Below are 17,205 nucleotides of genomic sequence, written 5' to 3' on the forward strand. Positions count from 1 at the left end.
GATGCATATTATGGGAATCGCAACAAGGCTGGAGCTTACTGTCATTAAAGACAATATGAAAGCGGTCAAGCTTTACCAGAAAATGGGGTTCCAGATTGAAGGCGAAAAAGTTCATTCATTGATAATCGATGGACAGCCTGCCAATGAGTATTATATGTACAAGCTGGTTTAGATGCCGATCCAAAGAACGGCTATCCGGAATCAAGACTGGCGGAGGCTTGGGATAGTTAGTGCTTGGCCAGCCAAAGGGTTTTTAAATGAGAGTTATTATGGTCTTTTTTGTCCGCCAATGGTATAATGACCTAAACAAGGGGGATGGCCCGATGGAAGAAACGTTAAACCAGATTTTAAGTGAATTGAAGGGATTACGCACGGGTTTAGACGGAGTACGCACAGATATAACGGATATACGTACAGATATGACTGATATACGAACAGATATAACCGATTTGAAACAAGGGCAGAAAAGAATTGAAGACGGTCAGGAAAGACTTCAAAAAAATCTGGTAGCCAGTTTAGGTGACTATACTGAAAAAATCATTGACCATTTTGATGATAAGACGGATGCATTGAACAATCGCGTATTCAAAGTTGAATCAGAAATGAAAAGCTTAAGCAGGCAGCAGTGAGATAAATCATTGCTGCCTTTACTTTTTTAACAATGCTTACCCTCCTTCATGGATATTTTTCATTGAATGGTACACCCTACTGAATATAGAGTTTTATAAAAGGTGGGGACCATCAAATGAACATAGCAGATATTATGACAGTGATTGGCTTTATTGTTGTTTCGATTGTCATTCTAATATTGCTGGCAATTGGCATATACATATATTTCATCGACCGTACCCAGCGGCAGCATCCGGTGCTCCGCAACTATCCGATTGTGGGACGGGCGCGCTATTTTTTTGAAAAGATCGGTCCGGAACTGCGTCAGTATTTCTTTAATAACGATCGGGAAAGCAAGCCAATTTCGCGGGAAGAGTATGGGCATATCGTAAAGAAGGCGAAATATAAGCGCGATGTTGAAGGATTCGGCTCGCAGCGCGATTTTGAAAAAGCAGGCTATTATATCCGGAATAGCATGTTTCCGAAATTGACTGAGGAATTGAAGATGGACGGGGAAGCTAAAGTAACGACCGACCGTTATTTGCTGACCAAGGATCCGCTGTTCACACAGCGGGAAGAGCATTTAGAGGAAGAGAATTCACCGGCTTATCTACTAGATGAGGAAGATACCATTGTGATCGGCGAGAATACCTCCCGCAAGCCATTTAAGCTTCGCGGACAGATCGGCATGTCGGCGATGAGCTATGGTTCGCTTGGCGAGCGGGCGATTACGGCTTTATCGGAAGGTCTCGGGATGGCCGAGGGAACTTGGATGAATACGGGAGAAGGCGGTCTCTCGGATTATCATCTAAAAGGCGGTGGCGATATTATCATGCAAATCGGCCCTGGCATGTTCGGTCTCAGGGATAAGGAAGGCAACTTCAACTGGGATGAGCTGAAGGAAAAAAGTCAGATTCCAGAGCTGAAGGCGTTTGAAGTGAAATTGGCACAGGGTGCGAAAACGCGCGGCGGGCACGTCGATGCTGAAAAGGTTAATGAGGAGATTGCCCGAATTCGCATGGTTGAGCCGTTCACGTCCATTGATAGTCCGAACCGTTTTCCGGAATTCACAGATTTGCCTTCGCTGTTTGATTTTATTGAGCGTGTACGAGAGCATTCCGGAAAACCTGTTGGCATGAAAATTGTAGTGGGAAGCCATTTTGAAGCTGAGGAACTGGCAAAAGGGATACGTGATATCGAAAAGGGCCCTGATTTCATCACAATTGACGGCAGTGAAGGCGGTACGGGCGCTTCGTATCAGGAGCTGACGGACAGTGTCGGGCTTCCGATCAGGTCTGCCTTGCCCCTGGTGGACAATGCGCTGAAAAAATATGGAGTCAGGGATCAGGTCAAAATCATTGCTTCCGGCAAATTGTATTCACCTGACCGGGTGGCAATTGCTCTGGCAATGGGTGCCGATCTCGTCAACATCGCCCGGGCATTCATGATTACAGTCGGGTGCATCCAGACGTTGAAATGCCACTCCAACGTGTGCCCGGTTGGGGTTGCTACAACCGATCCGGATCTGCAGAGGGCACTTGTCGTCGATGAAAAGAAACATCGGACCGCTAACTATCTGATCTCCATGCGTAAAGGATTATACCGCGTTGCAGCGGCGGCCGGGCTGGAATCGCCACTACATTTCAAGCGCGAACATGTGGTATATAAGGATGAGAAAGGCAAAACGTGGTCGCTTGATGACATATATCAGTCGATGATTCAGCCGGGCGGTGAAGGATCGATGAATGCGTGAATTAATCAAAAAGAAGGAGATTGCTGTCTTAGCAATCTCCTGAAATCTTAGGACGTTTCGGCCGTCCCTTTTTTATGGGCTAAATAAATTTTTTTTGAAATCAACGTTTGTCCAATTATGAACAATCCCCCGACAGCCCAATACAGTGGTAAGGCTGCCGGGGCGTTTAGGGAAATGATGCCGATCATGACCGGCGAGAAGATCCCGATAAGCGCCATCTGTTTTTTCTGTTGCGGTTCAAGACCAATTTGCGTGACTTTGAACTGAACAAAGTAGATGATGACAGCCAGGATAGTTAGCAAAATGTCGGTCTCTCCAAGATCAAACCATAAAAATTGATGTGCCGCTATTTCCTGAGTACCGCGTATTGCCCAGTAAAAGGCTATTAGTATCGGCATTTGGATCAGCATCGGCAAGCATCCGGCAAATGAGGCGAGCGGGTTGAAATTGTGTCTTTGATATAGCTGCATCATTTCCTGCTGCATGTTCATCTGTGATTCCCGGTCTTTGTGATCCTTGTATTTTTTCTGGACCTTGTCCATTTCTGGTTTCAGTTCTTTCATCTTATCCTGCATTTCAAGACTGCTTCTCGTCTGTTTCAGCATAAAGGGCATGACGGCAAGCCGGATAATGAGCGTGATCATGATGATCGACAGTCCGTAGCTTCCGTTGAAAAAGGATGCCAGACCTTTGATTAACAGAGAAAAGTTGTAAACAAAGTAGTGATTGAAAAAGCCTTCTGTATCAGCACTGATCGGCTCGTTTCCCAATCCGCACCCTGACAGAAAAATGATGAGAGTCAGTCCGGCAAGGCTAAATTTCTTCGTGAGTGTGAATACAGATGTTTGTTCCATCTAATGCCTCCTCGTTTTTTCATCATTGTGCTGAAAAAAGAGCAGGCATGGTCGTCATTATCATCGTCCGGTGCGTCTATCCGCTTTGCCTTTTGGACAATCCAGACCATTACATCTGTCACCTCACCGATAGATTCTTGGATGGGGGCCGACTGGATTTTGACTGAATGGGAATTTTTCGTATGCACATAGGCATGCCCGACAAACTTATTCAAACCGAGTTGTGTGATTTTAATGCTGCCGATGACAGACAGGAAAACGCTGAAGTAAAAGTAAAAAGGCGATGTCTCGGCAAGCAGTTCATATAACAGTTCGATGATCATCTGTATTCACCTCCTTTGCTGTGCTTTTATTTACCTATAATTATATGATACTACAAATCGTTGAGAATAATAAGCCTGAAACGTTTTACACCGCTTTCTGTATATCACCGCCGGGAAAGCCTTTGTTTGATTCCCTTAATAATATCGTCGGCAGCATTGATCCGCATAAAATAAACGAGCACGGCGTACAGCACTGCAGCCATTACCCCGGATAGCAGCAATGCAAGGGTAAGGCCAGTCACGGCTATCAGTTGGTGGTAAGCCATATACGCGATCCATCCTGTAAAAGCAGAGGCGCCGGCTATTTTAATCACAGATAGAAAAATGTATCGGTTTTCGAATGAGCCGATTTTCCGTCTTAAATTAATAAATAACAGAAGTGTACAGAAAATCATCGACAGGCTCGTCGCCAAAGCTAGTCCGCCGATGCCTATCCATCTGGCCAAAAGGAAATTCAGGATGATGTTCAGGACCATTGCAATAGCTGCATTAATCATCGGGGTTTTCGTGTCCTGCAGCGAATAAAATGTTCTTGAAAGTAACGTCCTTAAACCAAATCCAATCAGGCCAATCGAATAATAAAAATAGGCATCTGATGTCATGGCTACAGCGTCCTCCTCGAAGGCGCCTCTCCCGTAAAGAAACGAAATGATCGGTTCGGCCAGAAATAAGGAACCGGCCGTGGCGGGGAGGATCAGCAAGCTGACACCTACAATGGACTGGGAGACGTTCTGTTTTAGTCCGTCCATATTGCCTTTGGCAGCCATTTTAGATATTAATGGGTACATCACAGTCGAAATGGACGCCACAAATATGCCCAATACAGCAATATTGACGGTATGGGCGTAATTTAGCGCTGATATACCGCCTACATCAATTCGGGAAGCCAGTGTCCTGTCAACAAGTTTATTAATCTGGGTAACAGATGACCCAAGAATGACTGGAACCGCCAGAACGAGCATGTTTTTAAGGTCAGTATCTTTCAGATCAAATGCTGGTTTGTATCGGTAACCTTTTTTAAAAGAAAAATACAGTAACAGCAGCAGCTGAACGAATAACGCTGTCACATAGCCAATCCCCATGATGATGACCAGGTCAAGCTGGTAGCTGAAAATAATCGAGAGGATTAAAACGGCATTCATCGGTAAGCCAATCAATGCCGGTACGTTGAAAAGTTTTTTGTAATTCAAATAGGCGCTCAATATTCGTATAACTAATGTAAAGTATATGCCAATGATCGTTATCCTCGTAAGCAGCACGGCAATATTTAAATTTCCCCCCGAAAAACCGCTTGCAAAAACGTTAACAATGGGTTCAGTAAAAACCAGGGCGCCGGCGATGGTCAATGTGCACAGTACAAACAGAACAGTGATAAGATTATTGGTGAACAGTTGGCCGCGTTTCTCGCCAAATTGCTCTTCAATTCTGCTGTACATTGGTATGTAGCCAGTCGAAATGCCTGCCGCAATTATGCCGAATATGACTGTCGGGATCGTAATCGAAATAAGATAAGCGTCACTGATCATGGACGCCCCGTAAAAGTAAGATAGAGTGACATCTCTTAAAAAGCCTGACATTTTAGAGATGATTGTTATCAGCATGAGTACCAGAACTGCTTTTTTCATAATGAACCCCAATGTGCTTTAGTTAAATTCGTGTGAAGCTTCTTCCTCATAAATGAATAATTGTTCCCTGTACCGGAGCATTCGTGTATTCCAGCGCGGGTGAACTTCAGGGAATTCTCCCAATACATTATATTGCAGAAATAAATGAGGGAAGTTAACGCCTGCTCCCAGACTCATCACCTGGCTGCCGCAAAAACGTGGATTGATATCTGTCAGTTTGTATCCGTTCTGACCTGTCATAAATTGCAGATTGATAAAGCCATCTGATATTAAAGATGTTGCTATGTCTCCAGCTGCATCGATCAGCTCCTGATTGAATACGACTCTTCCGTCCAGCACAATGCCATTTGACACACCAGTACGCTCTCTGGGTATGGCTGTGACGACGTTTCCATTATGAAGGAACATATCAACACTGTACTCCGGGTCATCTAAAAGCTCCATAGCAATGTGTCTTTCACCGGAGAGGACTTCACAATAGTCATCAATACGGTAGACTTTTGCTTTACCTTTTTTAACAGCTTCCAAATAGTTATGATGGTCAGTAAGTATGGCAAATCCCATAGCGCCATGTCCGTTGACCTGCTTCACGACGACTTGAACATTCTTCGAAAAGGCATGTTCAATAATCTGACGTAATTCAGAAGCATGATTAAACCCATAATATTCCGGGATATATCGGTGCAAGCCTATTTCCCGAAGATAGTGGTAGGTTGACTCTTTGTCCATTAGAATGGAAAACAAATGACTCTGAGGCAATGCGACAGCCGCATTAATCGTATCTTTGAGCTCGCAGAATAATTCAATTTCCTCATGGAGCGAAGGAAAAACGGCATGGATATTTTCGTTTCGGACGATATCCATGATCGCTTCTTTGTACAGTTCTTTCTGCGTATAACGCGGGATTTTATATGTCGTATCACAAAATTGATTTCCGGGCGTTATCTCTCGCCTATCTGAGCCTACAATACGCACTTCATCTATGTCTTTGAGCCCTTGGGCAACACCTTGGGCAGTCGGGCCGCCGATTCCCGTAATTAAAACATTAACTTTTTGCATGTGTCATCTCCCTTAGCTGTTAAAGCTGCAAATCTAGTATTATTATAAATGGGTAATAACAAAAAGTAAAAAAACAAAATTACGATATTTCTCTTTTTCTGATGTGAATTGAGCTCTCATTTGATGGTATTATGAAGAGAGTATGCTAAATTTTGTTTGAACTGGTCGATCTTATGGAATAGTAAGGGTACAAAAGAATTTTGCTCGTACGACATGATGCATGTGGAATCTGCTAAGAGGAAGGGGCATCATTTTTTAATGGGGATTTATCAGTTTGAGGACTTAAAACGCTATAATCAAATTTTGCTCGTCACCGGAATTATCGTGATTGCCTTTAATTTGCGCGCAGCGATCACATCTGTCGGCCCATTGGCAAACGTTATCGGGGACGACCTGGGGCTCGCCAGCTGGAGTGTCGGAATACTGACGAGTCTGCCGCTCATTGCGTTTGCTGTAATGTCGCCAGTTGCACCTAAATTGGGAAACAAATTCTCGAACGAGATTGTACTTATTGCCGGGATGGTGGTGCTACTTATTGGGATATTGGCGCGTTCGGTACCAATGGCGGTTTTTCTTTACGGCGGCACCTTGCTGATTGGACTGGGGATCGCGGTGTCCAATGTTCTTCTGCCTGGTATCATTAAGGAGAGATTTCCGAGGCGGGTCCCGCTCATGACAAGTGTTTATTCTGTCGCTATGGGACTTGTCGCTGCTCTGGCGTCCGGTGTCAGTATACCGCTTGCAGATAAGGCAGGTTTTGGCTGGGAATGGTCGCTAGCCGTCTGGGGAATCCCTGCGCTTGCCGGGGTTATCATCTGGGTTTATTTTGTCAAACGTCGCAGGGCCGCTAATGAAGTGAGTGTTCATTATGTGGCGGCCAGTGACGTGAGAATGTGGAAGTCGCGTCTTGCATGGGAAGTTGCTATATTTCTTGGCTTACAGGCCTTACTATATTACGTCATTATTGCGTGGCTTCCGGCTATTTTACAGGACTATGGCGCAAGCAGCGGAACAGCGGGCTGGATGCTGTCTTATGCCCAATTTATCGGACTGCCCGCCAGTTTACTTCCGGTGTTGGCCGGTAAGTTTAGATCACAAAGCGGTTTGACAGTCGGTATTTGTCTGCTGGCAGCAGCAGGCTCCGCCGGGCTGCTGTTCGGCCAATCCAACCTTATAATGATCGCAAGCGTGACGTTGCTCGGTATTTCAACGGGTGGATTGTTCCCATTGGCACTCTCCTTTTTGGGGATGCGTACAAGTGACGCACAGCAGGCAGCGGAGTTATCAGGGATGGCTCAAGCGCTTGGCTACTTTCTGGCTGCATTGGGGCCAATTATAATCGGGTATTTAAATGATATCACCTCAGGTTGGCAGATGCCGCTGACAATGTTGCTTGTCATATCGGTGCTTATGGCTATCGTCGGTTATGGCGCCGGTAGGAACCGGACGGTAGAGGATGAATTCAGAGATATGTCCGAGCGTGAGGAGGAAGATCCAGAGGTTGATATGAGCTCAAAGGATTTGTAAAAGGATGCTGTGGAGAGGGGTTTCATGCGAGAAAGGGAAAAATTCGCTTGATATTGAGTTTGCCGCGCAAGAACGGCTCAGTTCGCGCGAGAAATTGTTGAAGTCGCGCGACACCAGCAGAAATTCGCGCGACAATCATATAAAATCGCGCAACACCTGCTTTTTTTCGCGCAACAGCGTAAGCCTTATCCTAATCCCAGAAGCAGCTATACCCGTAGATCAAAAAAAGCGACTGCCATGTCGGCAGTCGCTTTAAACTTAACTTCCGGTCTCCCGGTAGCCTGTATGTGCTTTTACTTTCACTTCAGCATACCGCTTCGCATCGGATTTACTAGAGAAAATCGTACCAAGGTAGCCACCGAGAAAGCCAATCGGTACAGACACCAACGCCGGATTGCTAAGTGGAAAGATCGGGTTACCGACAAATAATGCTGCACCTTCTGTCGGTGAGAAAACACTCGGGCTTACCGACACAAGAATCAATGCTGAAAACAGACCGGACAAGAGCGCCGAAACAGCCCCTGTTGTATTGAATCGCTTCCAATAGACTGTATACAGAATGACCGGTAAATTGGCACTTGCCCCGATACAGAATGCTAGCGAAACAAGGAATGCCACGTTTAAATACTGCGCAAACAACGACAGAACAATTGACAGGACTGATACGGCTAGAGCGGCATAGCGTGCAGCGAGCATTTGCTGCTGATCGGATGCTTTACCGTTTTTTATGATCTGCCCATATAAATCATGGGCAAATGCCGATGCACCGGATAGAACAAGACCAGCAACAACCGCCAAAATAGTGGCAAAGGCCACAGCAGAAATGAATGCAAACAGGAATTCACCACCTATTGCCTCGGCTAAGAGTGGTGCGGCCATGTTTCCGCCTGGGTTCGCCTCTCTGATTGTTCCCTCACCAACGAAAATCGCTGCGCCAAACCCGAGGAACAGTGTCAGGACATAGAAAGCTCCAATGATCCAGGTAGCGGTAACGACCGATTTCCGGGCGGTTTTGGCATCTTTAACCGTGAAAAAACGCATGAGAATATGCGGCAGTCCGGCTGTACCAAGAACCAGTGCGAGCATCAGCGAGATCGTATCCAGCGGTGCTGTGTACTTCAGCCCCGGATTCAAATAATCGGCGCCGTGCGCTGTAGCTGTTTTGGCCTCTTCGAACATCGCTCCGATATTAAAATTGAAATGCATTAGGACAAGGAACGAAAGAATCAGCATGCCTGCCATTAACAGGACCGCTTTAACGATCTGCACCCAGCTAGTAGCGATCATGCCGCCAAACAGGACATAAATCGTCATCATCACACCAACTATCAGGACAGCTACTGTATAAGGAATATCAAACAATAGTTGGATGAGTGCACCCGCCCCAACAAGCTGAGCAAGCATATAGAATATAGAAATCGTAATGGTACTTAAGGCCGCGGCTCCTCTGACTTTTTTGGCATCGAACCGGGCATTGATCATGTCGGCCAGGGTGTATTTGCCAAGATTCCTGAGCGGTTCCGCGACTAGAAACAGAACGACCAGATATGCAATTAGAAAACCAATGCTGTAGAAGAAACCGTCAAAACCGAAAAGTGCAATCGACCCGGCGATTCCAAGGAAAGATGCTGCCGATAAGTAGTCACCTGAAATCGCAAGTCCGTTTTGAAAACCGGTCAGACCACCGCCCGCTGTATAAAAATCCCCGGTTGTCTGAGTCTGCCTTGAAGCCCAGAACGTAATCACAAGTGTTAGAGCAACGATAATCAAAAACAATACAATAACTGTAGGGCTCATGAGGCTTTCCCTCCATCCCCATTGTGAATCTGATCTTCAATGATCTGGTCAGTCTCTTCATCAAAAGCTGCTGCTTTTTTCACGTAAATCGTACACAGAACCCACGTCATCACGAACTGGGCAAAGGCAAACAACCATACCCAGGAAATATCACCAATTGCCGGTGTATTCAAAAAGGTGGTATACGACGTCAATACCGGCAACAGAAAATAAAATATCAGGAAAAAGACGGTATAAGGTATAATAAATTTTTTCTTCTTTTGCAAAAAGCTTTTGAACTGGTCACTTTGTTCCACCTTTTCAAAATCGACTTTTTGATTGTCTGTATTAAATTCGTTAACAGTACTCATATTAACCTCCTTATATTAAGTCATGATGAGGTAACTAATTCAGGCCCCAACTGACATCTATTTCTCTATCGCCTGAGAAGATCCCTATTGGTTCATCAAGGTTCACCTTTCCCGTTTCATGCCAGGAAAAATGGCTCTTCAACTTCCTTCCATGAAAAGTCGCAGGTTCCAAACTCATCATGAGATATGTTGGCCTGCCTCTTTTTCGACGCAATTTTATCAACCACTTTGATTCCTCCTCACACTATTAGTTATGGTCATCCGAACAGTCTGCTGAATAAATTTAGCCGAAATGAATCACCTCCGTATATTGTAAGCGCTTACGATACATTGTAGCTGATATTCAGTTACTTGGAGGGGGTTTTTGTGTCAGCTGTTGCCCATGATGTCTGAAAAGTTTAAATTTACTGGTGAATGGTTAATTTTTGAATGTCTCAAGCAATACCTTTCGTGCTGATCGGCTGACCGGCAGTGTTGTATGGTTATCATCCTTCAGCGTCAGATTGTATGCTCCGTTGAACCATGGGGTAATCTCCCGAACATAATTGAGGTTAACCAGATAGCTCCGGTGGGTCCGGAAAAAGAACAGCCCCTGCAGTTTATCTTCCAGTTCCTGCAAAGTCATGCGGCTTTCGATCACTTCATCATGTGTATAGATTTCCAGCATACGGTTGGATGGGACGGCATAGTAAATTGAATCCGGCGACAGCACGACCAAGCGTTCACCGTCATCTATAAGCAGCTTTTCGGCAGCCGAATCGTTTTGCACCTTAGCTCGCCTGTTCCGTTTCATGCCGATCTGTGCCATTTGCTTGCGGATCCGCCGCATGGTTTTTTGAAAACGGGCATCATCATAGGGCTTGAGCAAATAATCAACCGCTTCAATTTCAAACGCGTCCATCGCGTATTGGTCATAGGCTGTTGTAAAAATAAACAATGGCGGGTGAAGGTATTCCAGTTCTATTATCTGCTTTATAGCGTCCACTCCGGTCATGCCGGGCATTTCTACGTCGAGAAAAATAACGTCAGGTTCATGTTCAACATACAAGTCTAACAATTGCTTGCCCGTTTCAGCACTGGGACAGAGTATGACATTCGGCTCCTTTTCCAATAAATAAATCATGTCCTCCCGTGCCAGCTGTTCATCTTCGGCAATCATGGCGTGAATTGATCGCATAACGAAACTCTCCTTCTTTAAGGCTGTATTTAAAAAGGTATTGTTTCTAATACAAAATCCATAAACTGCGACGTAGTGACAGGGTTGATTTCCGCTTCAGGCAGTTGCTTTCCGCGGGCAACGCTTCAGCTTCCTCGGAAGCAAAACCCGCTTCCTGCGGGATCTTCAGCTGTTGCTTTCCCGCAGGAGTCAACTGCCCTCCGCTCCAATCAACACCATATTAGCGCAGTGTACATCAGAAGCTGGATTGTTTACGATATGTGGCACATCACATGAAATATAGTGAACAAAACTAAGCGGAGGAAATACACGGAGACTCCTGCGGGAGCAGAGGCATAGGTGAGACCCCACAGTGCGAAGCACGAGGAGGCTCACCAGCCGCCCGCGGAAAGCGAAGTGTATTTCCGAAGCGGTATTATCGCACACAAATTTTTCACTATGTCGCAGTTTATCTCAAATTAAAAGGTTAAGAGCTGCGGAGTTTGTCTGTATAGCCTTTTTTAATGATCACTATATGGAATCGTAAAACAGACTTCACTTCCGCGTTCAGGCAAATTGCGTATATGCAGGCGTGCCGAATCGCCGATCAGGCTGATCAAACGCTGGTTCACGTTATAAAGACCGGCACCCCCGTTTTCGCTGTCTGACAATGATGGCATTCCGGCTTCCCTCAAAAGCCTTTCGGGAAATCCATCTCCGTTATCACGGACGGCGATATGAATGCTGTCTTCGTTTTCTTCCATGATAACGTTCACTTCACCCCCGCTGGTTACATTTTTCAAGCCGTGCTTGATGCTGTTTTCAACAAGCGGCTGGATCGTTGAAGGCGGTATGTCCACTCGTGTCATTACCTCAGGCTCTGAAACGTGAATGGTCAACTGGCTGGAAAAACGGGCCTGAATGATTTCGACGTATGATTTAACGTGTTGATATTCTTTTTCCAGCCGGACGAGTGATGCTGATACAAGGCCGATATTGAAGCGCATATAGTGTGCCAGGTTAACGGTGATATGCCGCGCTTTTTCCGGATCTTTACGAAAAAGGGCCGCAATCATGTGAAGTGTATTAAATAGAAAATGCGGATTAATCTGAGCCTGAAGGTTTCGCAGTTCCGCATCACGAATATGTTTTTTCAATTCTTCTGTTGCGATAGTATCGAGCTGATTGGTAATCAATTGTCCGAGTCCTTTGGCGAGAACAAGCTCCATCGGCCGGATATGCTGTGTTTTTTCGAAGTAGAATTTAATCAGTCCTGCAGATTCCTGGGTATCGATGATCGGGATGAAAATTGCCGCTTCAAACGGACAATTCTTATAGCGGCACTGGATCTCCGAACGCGAATAAGCGATTTGCATCTGCCTGGTTTCAAGTGCCTCATAGGATAAGGGCGTCACGATCTGATCGCCTTCCTGATGATGATCACCGCCCATCCCTTTGTGCGCTAGAACTTCGTGTTCATTGGTGACAGCAACTGCAGCCAATTCCAGACGCTCATAAAGTAAATCAGCAATCTCTGCCGCCATCTCTTTTGGCGAATGGTGTTTTCTTAAAAAAGGGAGAGCCTCTTCAGCAATGGCAAGCGCCTGTCCGGTGGCCTGCGCTGCTCTAGTTTCCTGCTCCCGTAGGACAATACCGATCATAGCTGTGAAAATCGCGATGGAGATGCTGTTTGATAAGACCAGTGGCAGTCCGATCGTGTTGACGATTGTAATCATTTCCTCTGAGTTTGGTTCGGCAATCAGCAGCATATGCATCTGCAGGACCGGAGGGAAAACACCGATAAAGAGCGCCTTCATAGGTGATATAACCCGCTCATTGGAAAAAAATCGAGCCGTCCACCCTGCCAGGAGTCCGGTAATCGGGTTGACCAGGCTGTTCGCTATAAATCCTATGCCTCCAAGGTAAAAAAGATGTGCCCCCGCAATCACACCAGCACCAAGCCCAACGATAGGACCTCCCAGTAAACCGGCAATGACAATTGCAACCAGACTTGAACCAGTTACCATCTGATCATCACTGACAGGCATCAGTACGAGGTCGCGTGTGGCGACTGTATCTCCTTCAATTACAATTCCTGTAATTGTACCTGCTATGCCAAACAGACCAAAGACACAGGCATGGACCAGCAGCATTCCTTTACTGAACTCACGGTCCAGGAGTGATCTGAACCCGCGGGTGCGTGTCAGGACAAAGGCGATGACGAGCAATAGCCCGAGACGTTCGAATAAAATCAGCGTCAAATAGTTCATGAGCTTTTGTCCCTCGTTTCAATCCCAGTCTGTGATTTTATGAAAAACCGCCGGAATTCCGCAGTGCTCTGTGTCGAGGACTGGGTCAGCAGCGAACCGATGATGGCCCCCAAGAATCCGATCGGGATGGCGATGATACCCGGGTTGGATAACGGCAACAGTGGTTCGTGCGGAATCCAGCCGCTCTGTGGATTCATGATATGCGGGCCGATTAAGAGCAGCGCGAGCGAAGCAATCAGGCCGCTCACCATACCCGTGATAGCCCCCTTTTCATTAAAACGCTTCCAGTAAATCGTGAACAAAAGCACCGGCAAATTGCTTGATGCCGCCACGATAAATGTCAGTGAAACAAGGAGTGTCACATTGATATTTTTTAAACCAAGTGCAAACAGGGTTGAGGTAAGCCCGACGACAAAGGCTGTCCATTGGGCCGACCGCAGCTGCGTTTTCTCGGTTGTCTGTCCTTTTTTAATGATATGGAAATAAACATCGTGCGAAAAGGCGGTTGTGGCTGAAATCACCAGACCGGCTACCACAGCAATGATCGTTGTAAACGCAATAGCTGCAATAAAAGCCATCAGAAAGTCGCCACCCAATTCTTCTGCCAATAGGGGCGCTGCCAAGTTGCCGGTCGGATCAAGCCCGACCAGCTGCTGATAGCCGATTAACGCAACGGTCCCCAGCCCGAGAACAAGTGCGATGATATAAAAAGAACCAATAATCCAGCTGGCGGTCAGCAGTGATTTGCGTACCTCTTTTGTGTTGCGAACCGTAAAGAAGCGGATCAGGATATGCGGTAGCCCTGCTGTTCCAAGAATTAACGCCAGATGCAGCGATATGCTCTCCAGCGGGTCATCGTATAAGTTGCCGGGCAGGAAAAACTGCTCTCCCAGAGGCGTACCTGTTTTCACCTGGGCGATTAACTCTGCGATATTCCAGTCGAAACGTGAAAAAACAATTAACGCTAGCAGAAAGGTACCGGACATGAGTACAACTGTTTTTACAATTTGCACCCAAGAAGTGGCAAACATGCCGCCGAACACCACATAGACAGTCATCAGACTCCCGATGATCAATACGGAAGTTGAATAGTCAATATTTAAGAGCAGACGAAGCAGCAGACCGGCAGCCACCAACTGTGGAATCATGTAAAGAATCGAGATGATCAGGGCCCCGATTGCCATCATCCAGCGCATCCGTTTTCCCGGGAAACGCGAACAAATAACATCCCCGAGCGAATACTTGCCTAGACGATGAACGGGTTCGGCAATAAAAAATAACACAATTAAATAGGAAACCAAAAAGCCAATCGCATATAAAAACCCGTCATAACCGCTGATAGCGATGGTTCCGATTATCCCGAGAAACGATGCGGCACTAATATAATCCCCGGCAATCGCCATGCCGTTTTGTATACCTGTTAAACTGCCTGCTGCTACATAAAATTGGTTCGTTGTTTTACTCTGCTTCGCTGCCCAATATGTAATGATTAAGGTACACACGATAATGCACAGGAAAAACAGGAAATAAGTCAGGTTCACGTTCCCACCCTCTTTTGCTGTCCCGGGTTGAGGGGCTGTTTTTAGATCAAACCGCAAGATACTATTCAATAAATTATAAATTTAAGCAATACTCTTGTTATGAATCGTACCGCAATCTTTGCTGTACGTAAAGTTATTTAGACAGTTCACCGCAACGATGGTTCTAATATCCAACCTTTCATGCTATACTGGCGGTGAGTTAAAATGCAATGGCTTTGTGAGAACAGACGCGGCAGTTGATCGGATATGCACAGAGCCAACGCGAAAAGGGGACTTGAATATGTTTAAAAAAATTGCCTCAGATGCGCTGGGTCTATCGGACATTGGTAAGATCATCGACCCGGAGGACTATGACAAAACCGATGCGGATGATTATGTCCGGCATGAAGATGATGAGAAAATCTACTTTCTGATCAAGACAAAGGCGGATGAATACTGCTTCACGAATACCGCCCTCATTCATGTTGACGGGGAAAATGCAGCATCCTCCAAACGGACACTGAACCGCTATCCATATGCACAACACAAAGTTGCAAATGTCTTCCTCGAGACGGCCGGAAAAATTGATATGGATATTGAAATCAAATTCTCGCTCAGCAACCAGGCCTTCAGCATTGATGTACATAAGGATGAGATCGAGAAATTGAAAGATCTGTACAAGGCGCTGCTGCATATTGCTGAAACCATGCATGAAAATGAAATTATCCTGGAAATGGGTAATCAAAGCCTGGATAAAGCAGTGAATGTGCTCCAGCATTCACGGGCGGCTGATGCTGATTTGGCGAGCCAGTATAAGGAGATGACGGAGTACAGCTTCTCCTGGCTGAAGTCTGTAAGGGAAGCGTATCATGCGAAAGACTTTGGCGATATTTTTGAAAAGTATATCAACAATTGATCGCGAAAAGGGCTGGACGATGCTGCGGCATTGTGCAGTCCTTTGTTCGCGCGATAGCATCGAATTTCGCGCGAGGCCTCCAAGAAATCGCGCGACACTCATCGAATTTCGCGCGAGGATGCCATGAAATCGTGCGGCGCCCCCACAATTTCGCGCGACACATCCCCATCACAGTCTTTGGGAAAAACGCTGGATCCAGTGACCTGCGCAGATGGCCTCATTTGTTTTTATTTACTTAAAATGGGGAATGACAAAGGTGATTGAAAGGAAAACTATCCGTGAAGTCATCTGAAGGGGGCACTCGTTTGTCACAAAAAATAACCGTTGGATTAATCCCGGCTCCGGAGTTGCCGGAAACTATTGCTTATAATTTAGTCGACAAATTACCCGGTGCCTTTAATGAAGAAATTGACGGCGACATTTCATGGGAAGTCGGTGTTTTCCGAGACCCGTTAACGGGTGCTGCTGAAAATGTGGACAATCTGATTGAACGGGCTGGAGCCATTAAAGAGGCTCACAATTGGGATTATACTGTGTGTCTGACAGATCTGCCCATTTTTTCTAAAAAGGGTGTCGTGCTGGGGGATGTGAATGACAAAGAAGGTGTTGCGCAAATATCCATCCCTGCGTTCGGGCTTTCCCCTGTGCAAAAAAAGGTGAATCAAGCCATTATACAGGTTGTCGGTGAATTATATTTCAGGGTGAATGAGGATTACAGTATCAATGGGGAAAGTGCAAATAGACATAAAGGTTTGCTGGAGCGCGGTTTTCTATTTTCTCCAATCCATAAAATGACGCAAACTGACGGGATTGAAAAATCAGATGTGCGCTTTATTCTTAAACCAAAGCTGTATGGAAGGTTAAAGTTGCTGCTTGGCATGACCCATGCGAACCGCCCGTGGTCGATTATTCCGTCATTTAAACGCGTGATGGCAGTTGCTTTTGCAACCGGTGCGTATGGATTAGTATTCCCGACACTGTGGCAGCTAAGTGCGGCTTATGACATGAATCGATTTTGGATATTAACGCTGTCGGCCCTGTTCGGTATGATTATCTGGATTATTTTTGCGCATAATCTTTGGGAAAAACCGAGCGCAAAAAGCCACCGAAAATTGCGGTTACTCTATAATGCGGCGACATTCCTAACCATAACAGTTGCCGTCAGTGTTTACTATGTTATGCTGCTGCTGTTGTTTCTAATTGCAGTTGCGTTTATCGTGCCACCGGGGTTATTCAGTGAGGTTGTCGGCTTGGAAAGAGAAGAGGTAGGTTTTATGCATTTTTTCCGTCTGGGCTGGCTTGTTGCCTCGATTGCCACGGTAGCTGGTGCTATTGGTTCCAGCTTGGAACGCGAGACGACCGTTCGGAACATCATGTACGGTTACCGGCAGCAGCAGCGCTATGAGGAAATGGACTACTATGGTGAAAAAGACGAAGCGTAACTGT

The 17,205-nt window shown here is 46.0% G+C and carries 15 protein-coding genes; 6 read left to right on the forward strand and 9 right to left on the reverse strand.

Going from position 1 to position 17,205, the window contains the following annotated elements:
• Positions 1-10 precede the first annotated feature (10 nt).
• The 3 genes from ON01_RS12495 to ON01_RS12505 all read left to right on the forward strand — a co-directional run bounded on the left by ON01_RS12495 (position 11) and on the right by ON01_RS12505 (position 2,362).
• Entirely contained in the window at positions 11-172 is a 162-nt protein-coding gene (locus ON01_RS12495) for a GNAT family N-acetyltransferase (RefSeq protein WP_010531391.1), read from the forward strand.
• 151 nt (positions 173-323) lie between these two features.
• Positions 324-629, forward strand: coding sequence for a coiled-coil domain-containing protein (locus tag ON01_RS12500; protein ID WP_010531392.1), 306 nt, complete (start codon positions 324-326; stop codon positions 627-629).
• Positions 630-745: 116 nt separating this feature from the next.
• Positions 746-2,362: an FMN-binding glutamate synthase family protein gene (locus ON01_RS12505; RefSeq protein WP_010531393.1), complete on the forward strand. Its 1,617-nt coding sequence runs from the start codon at positions 746-748 to the stop codon at positions 2,360-2,362.
• 47 nt (positions 2,363-2,409) lie between these two features.
• On the opposite strand, the gene yidC is transcribed toward ON01_RS12505, so the two are convergent.
• The 4 genes from yidC to ON01_RS12525 form a co-directional block, all read right to left on the reverse strand.
• Complete coding sequence (gene yidC, locus ON01_RS12510; protein ID WP_010531394.1) at positions 2,410-3,216, reverse strand: membrane protein insertase YidC; 807 nt, start codon at positions 3,214-3,216, stop codon at positions 2,410-2,412.
• Positions 3,162-3,539, reverse strand: coding sequence for a hypothetical protein (locus ON01_RS12515; RefSeq protein ID WP_010531395.1), 378 nt, complete (start codon positions 3,537-3,539; stop codon positions 3,162-3,164). The genes yidC and ON01_RS12515 overlap by 55 nt, the downstream gene beginning before the upstream one ends.
• 104 nt (positions 3,540-3,643) lie before the next feature.
• Positions 3,644-5,164, reverse strand: coding sequence for a murein biosynthesis integral membrane protein MurJ (gene murJ / locus ON01_RS12520; RefSeq protein ID WP_010531396.1), 1,521 nt, complete (start codon positions 5,162-5,164; stop codon positions 3,644-3,646).
• An 18-nt stretch (positions 5,165-5,182) separates the two neighbouring features.
• The gene (locus ON01_RS12525) at positions 5,183-6,223 is read right to left on the reverse strand and encodes an ATP-grasp domain-containing protein (protein WP_010531397.1); all 1,041 of its coding nucleotides are present in this window, start codon (positions 6,221-6,223) and stop codon (positions 5,183-5,185) included.
• Positions 6,224-6,481: 258 nt separating this feature from the next.
• Here ON01_RS12525 and ON01_RS12530 point away from each other — a divergent pair, with 258 nt between their 5' ends.
• On the forward strand, positions 6,482-7,750 hold the full coding sequence (locus tag ON01_RS12530; protein ID WP_010531398.1) for a CynX/NimT family MFS transporter: 1,269 nt from the start codon (positions 6,482-6,484) through the stop codon (positions 7,748-7,750).
• A gap of 258 nt (positions 7,751-8,008) precedes the next feature.
• On the opposite strand, the gene ON01_RS12535 is transcribed toward ON01_RS12530, so the two are convergent.
• From ON01_RS12535 to ON01_RS12555, 5 genes are all read right to left on the reverse strand, one after another.
• Entirely contained in the window at positions 8,009-9,547 is a 1,539-nt protein-coding gene (locus tag ON01_RS12535; RefSeq protein ID WP_010531399.1) for a solute symporter family protein, read from the reverse strand.
• Positions 9,544-9,897, reverse strand: coding sequence for a DUF485 domain-containing protein (locus ON01_RS12540; protein WP_010531400.1), 354 nt, complete (start codon positions 9,895-9,897; stop codon positions 9,544-9,546). The genes ON01_RS12535 and ON01_RS12540 overlap by 4 nt, the downstream gene beginning before the upstream one ends.
• A 418-nt stretch (positions 9,898-10,315) precedes the next feature.
• A complete protein-coding gene (locus tag ON01_RS12545; RefSeq protein ID WP_010531401.1) occupies positions 10,316-11,074 on the reverse strand; it encodes a LytR/AlgR family response regulator transcription factor in 759 nt (252 codons plus the stop codon).
• A 500-nt stretch (positions 11,075-11,574) separates the two neighbouring features.
• On the reverse strand, positions 11,575-13,323 hold the full coding sequence (locus ON01_RS12550) for a LytS/YhcK type 5TM receptor domain-containing protein (protein ID WP_010531402.1): 1,749 nt from the start codon (positions 13,321-13,323) through the stop codon (positions 11,575-11,577).
• Positions 13,320-14,864, reverse strand: coding sequence for a solute symporter family protein (locus ON01_RS12555; protein ID WP_010531403.1), 1,545 nt, complete (start codon positions 14,862-14,864; stop codon positions 13,320-13,322). The genes ON01_RS12550 and ON01_RS12555 overlap by 4 nt, the downstream gene beginning before the upstream one ends.
• Before the next feature lie 280 nt (positions 14,865-15,144).
• Here ON01_RS12555 and ON01_RS12560 point away from each other — a divergent pair, with 280 nt between their 5' ends.
• The gene (locus ON01_RS12560; RefSeq protein ID WP_010531404.1) at positions 15,145-15,759 is read left to right on the forward strand and encodes a PH domain-containing protein; all 615 of its coding nucleotides are present in this window, start codon (positions 15,145-15,147) and stop codon (positions 15,757-15,759) included.
• 305 nt (positions 15,760-16,064) lie between these two features.
• The gene (locus ON01_RS12565) at positions 16,065-17,201 is read left to right on the forward strand and encodes a hypothetical protein (RefSeq protein WP_010531405.1); all 1,137 of its coding nucleotides are present in this window, start codon (positions 16,065-16,067) and stop codon (positions 17,199-17,201) included.
• The last annotated feature ends 4 nt before the right edge of the window (positions 17,202-17,205 follow it).

It is taken from the genome of Lentibacillus jeotgali, from assembly GCF_000224785.1.
Taxonomy (GTDB): domain Bacteria; phylum Bacillota; class Bacilli; order Bacillales; family Amphibacillaceae; genus Lentibacillus; species Lentibacillus jeotgali.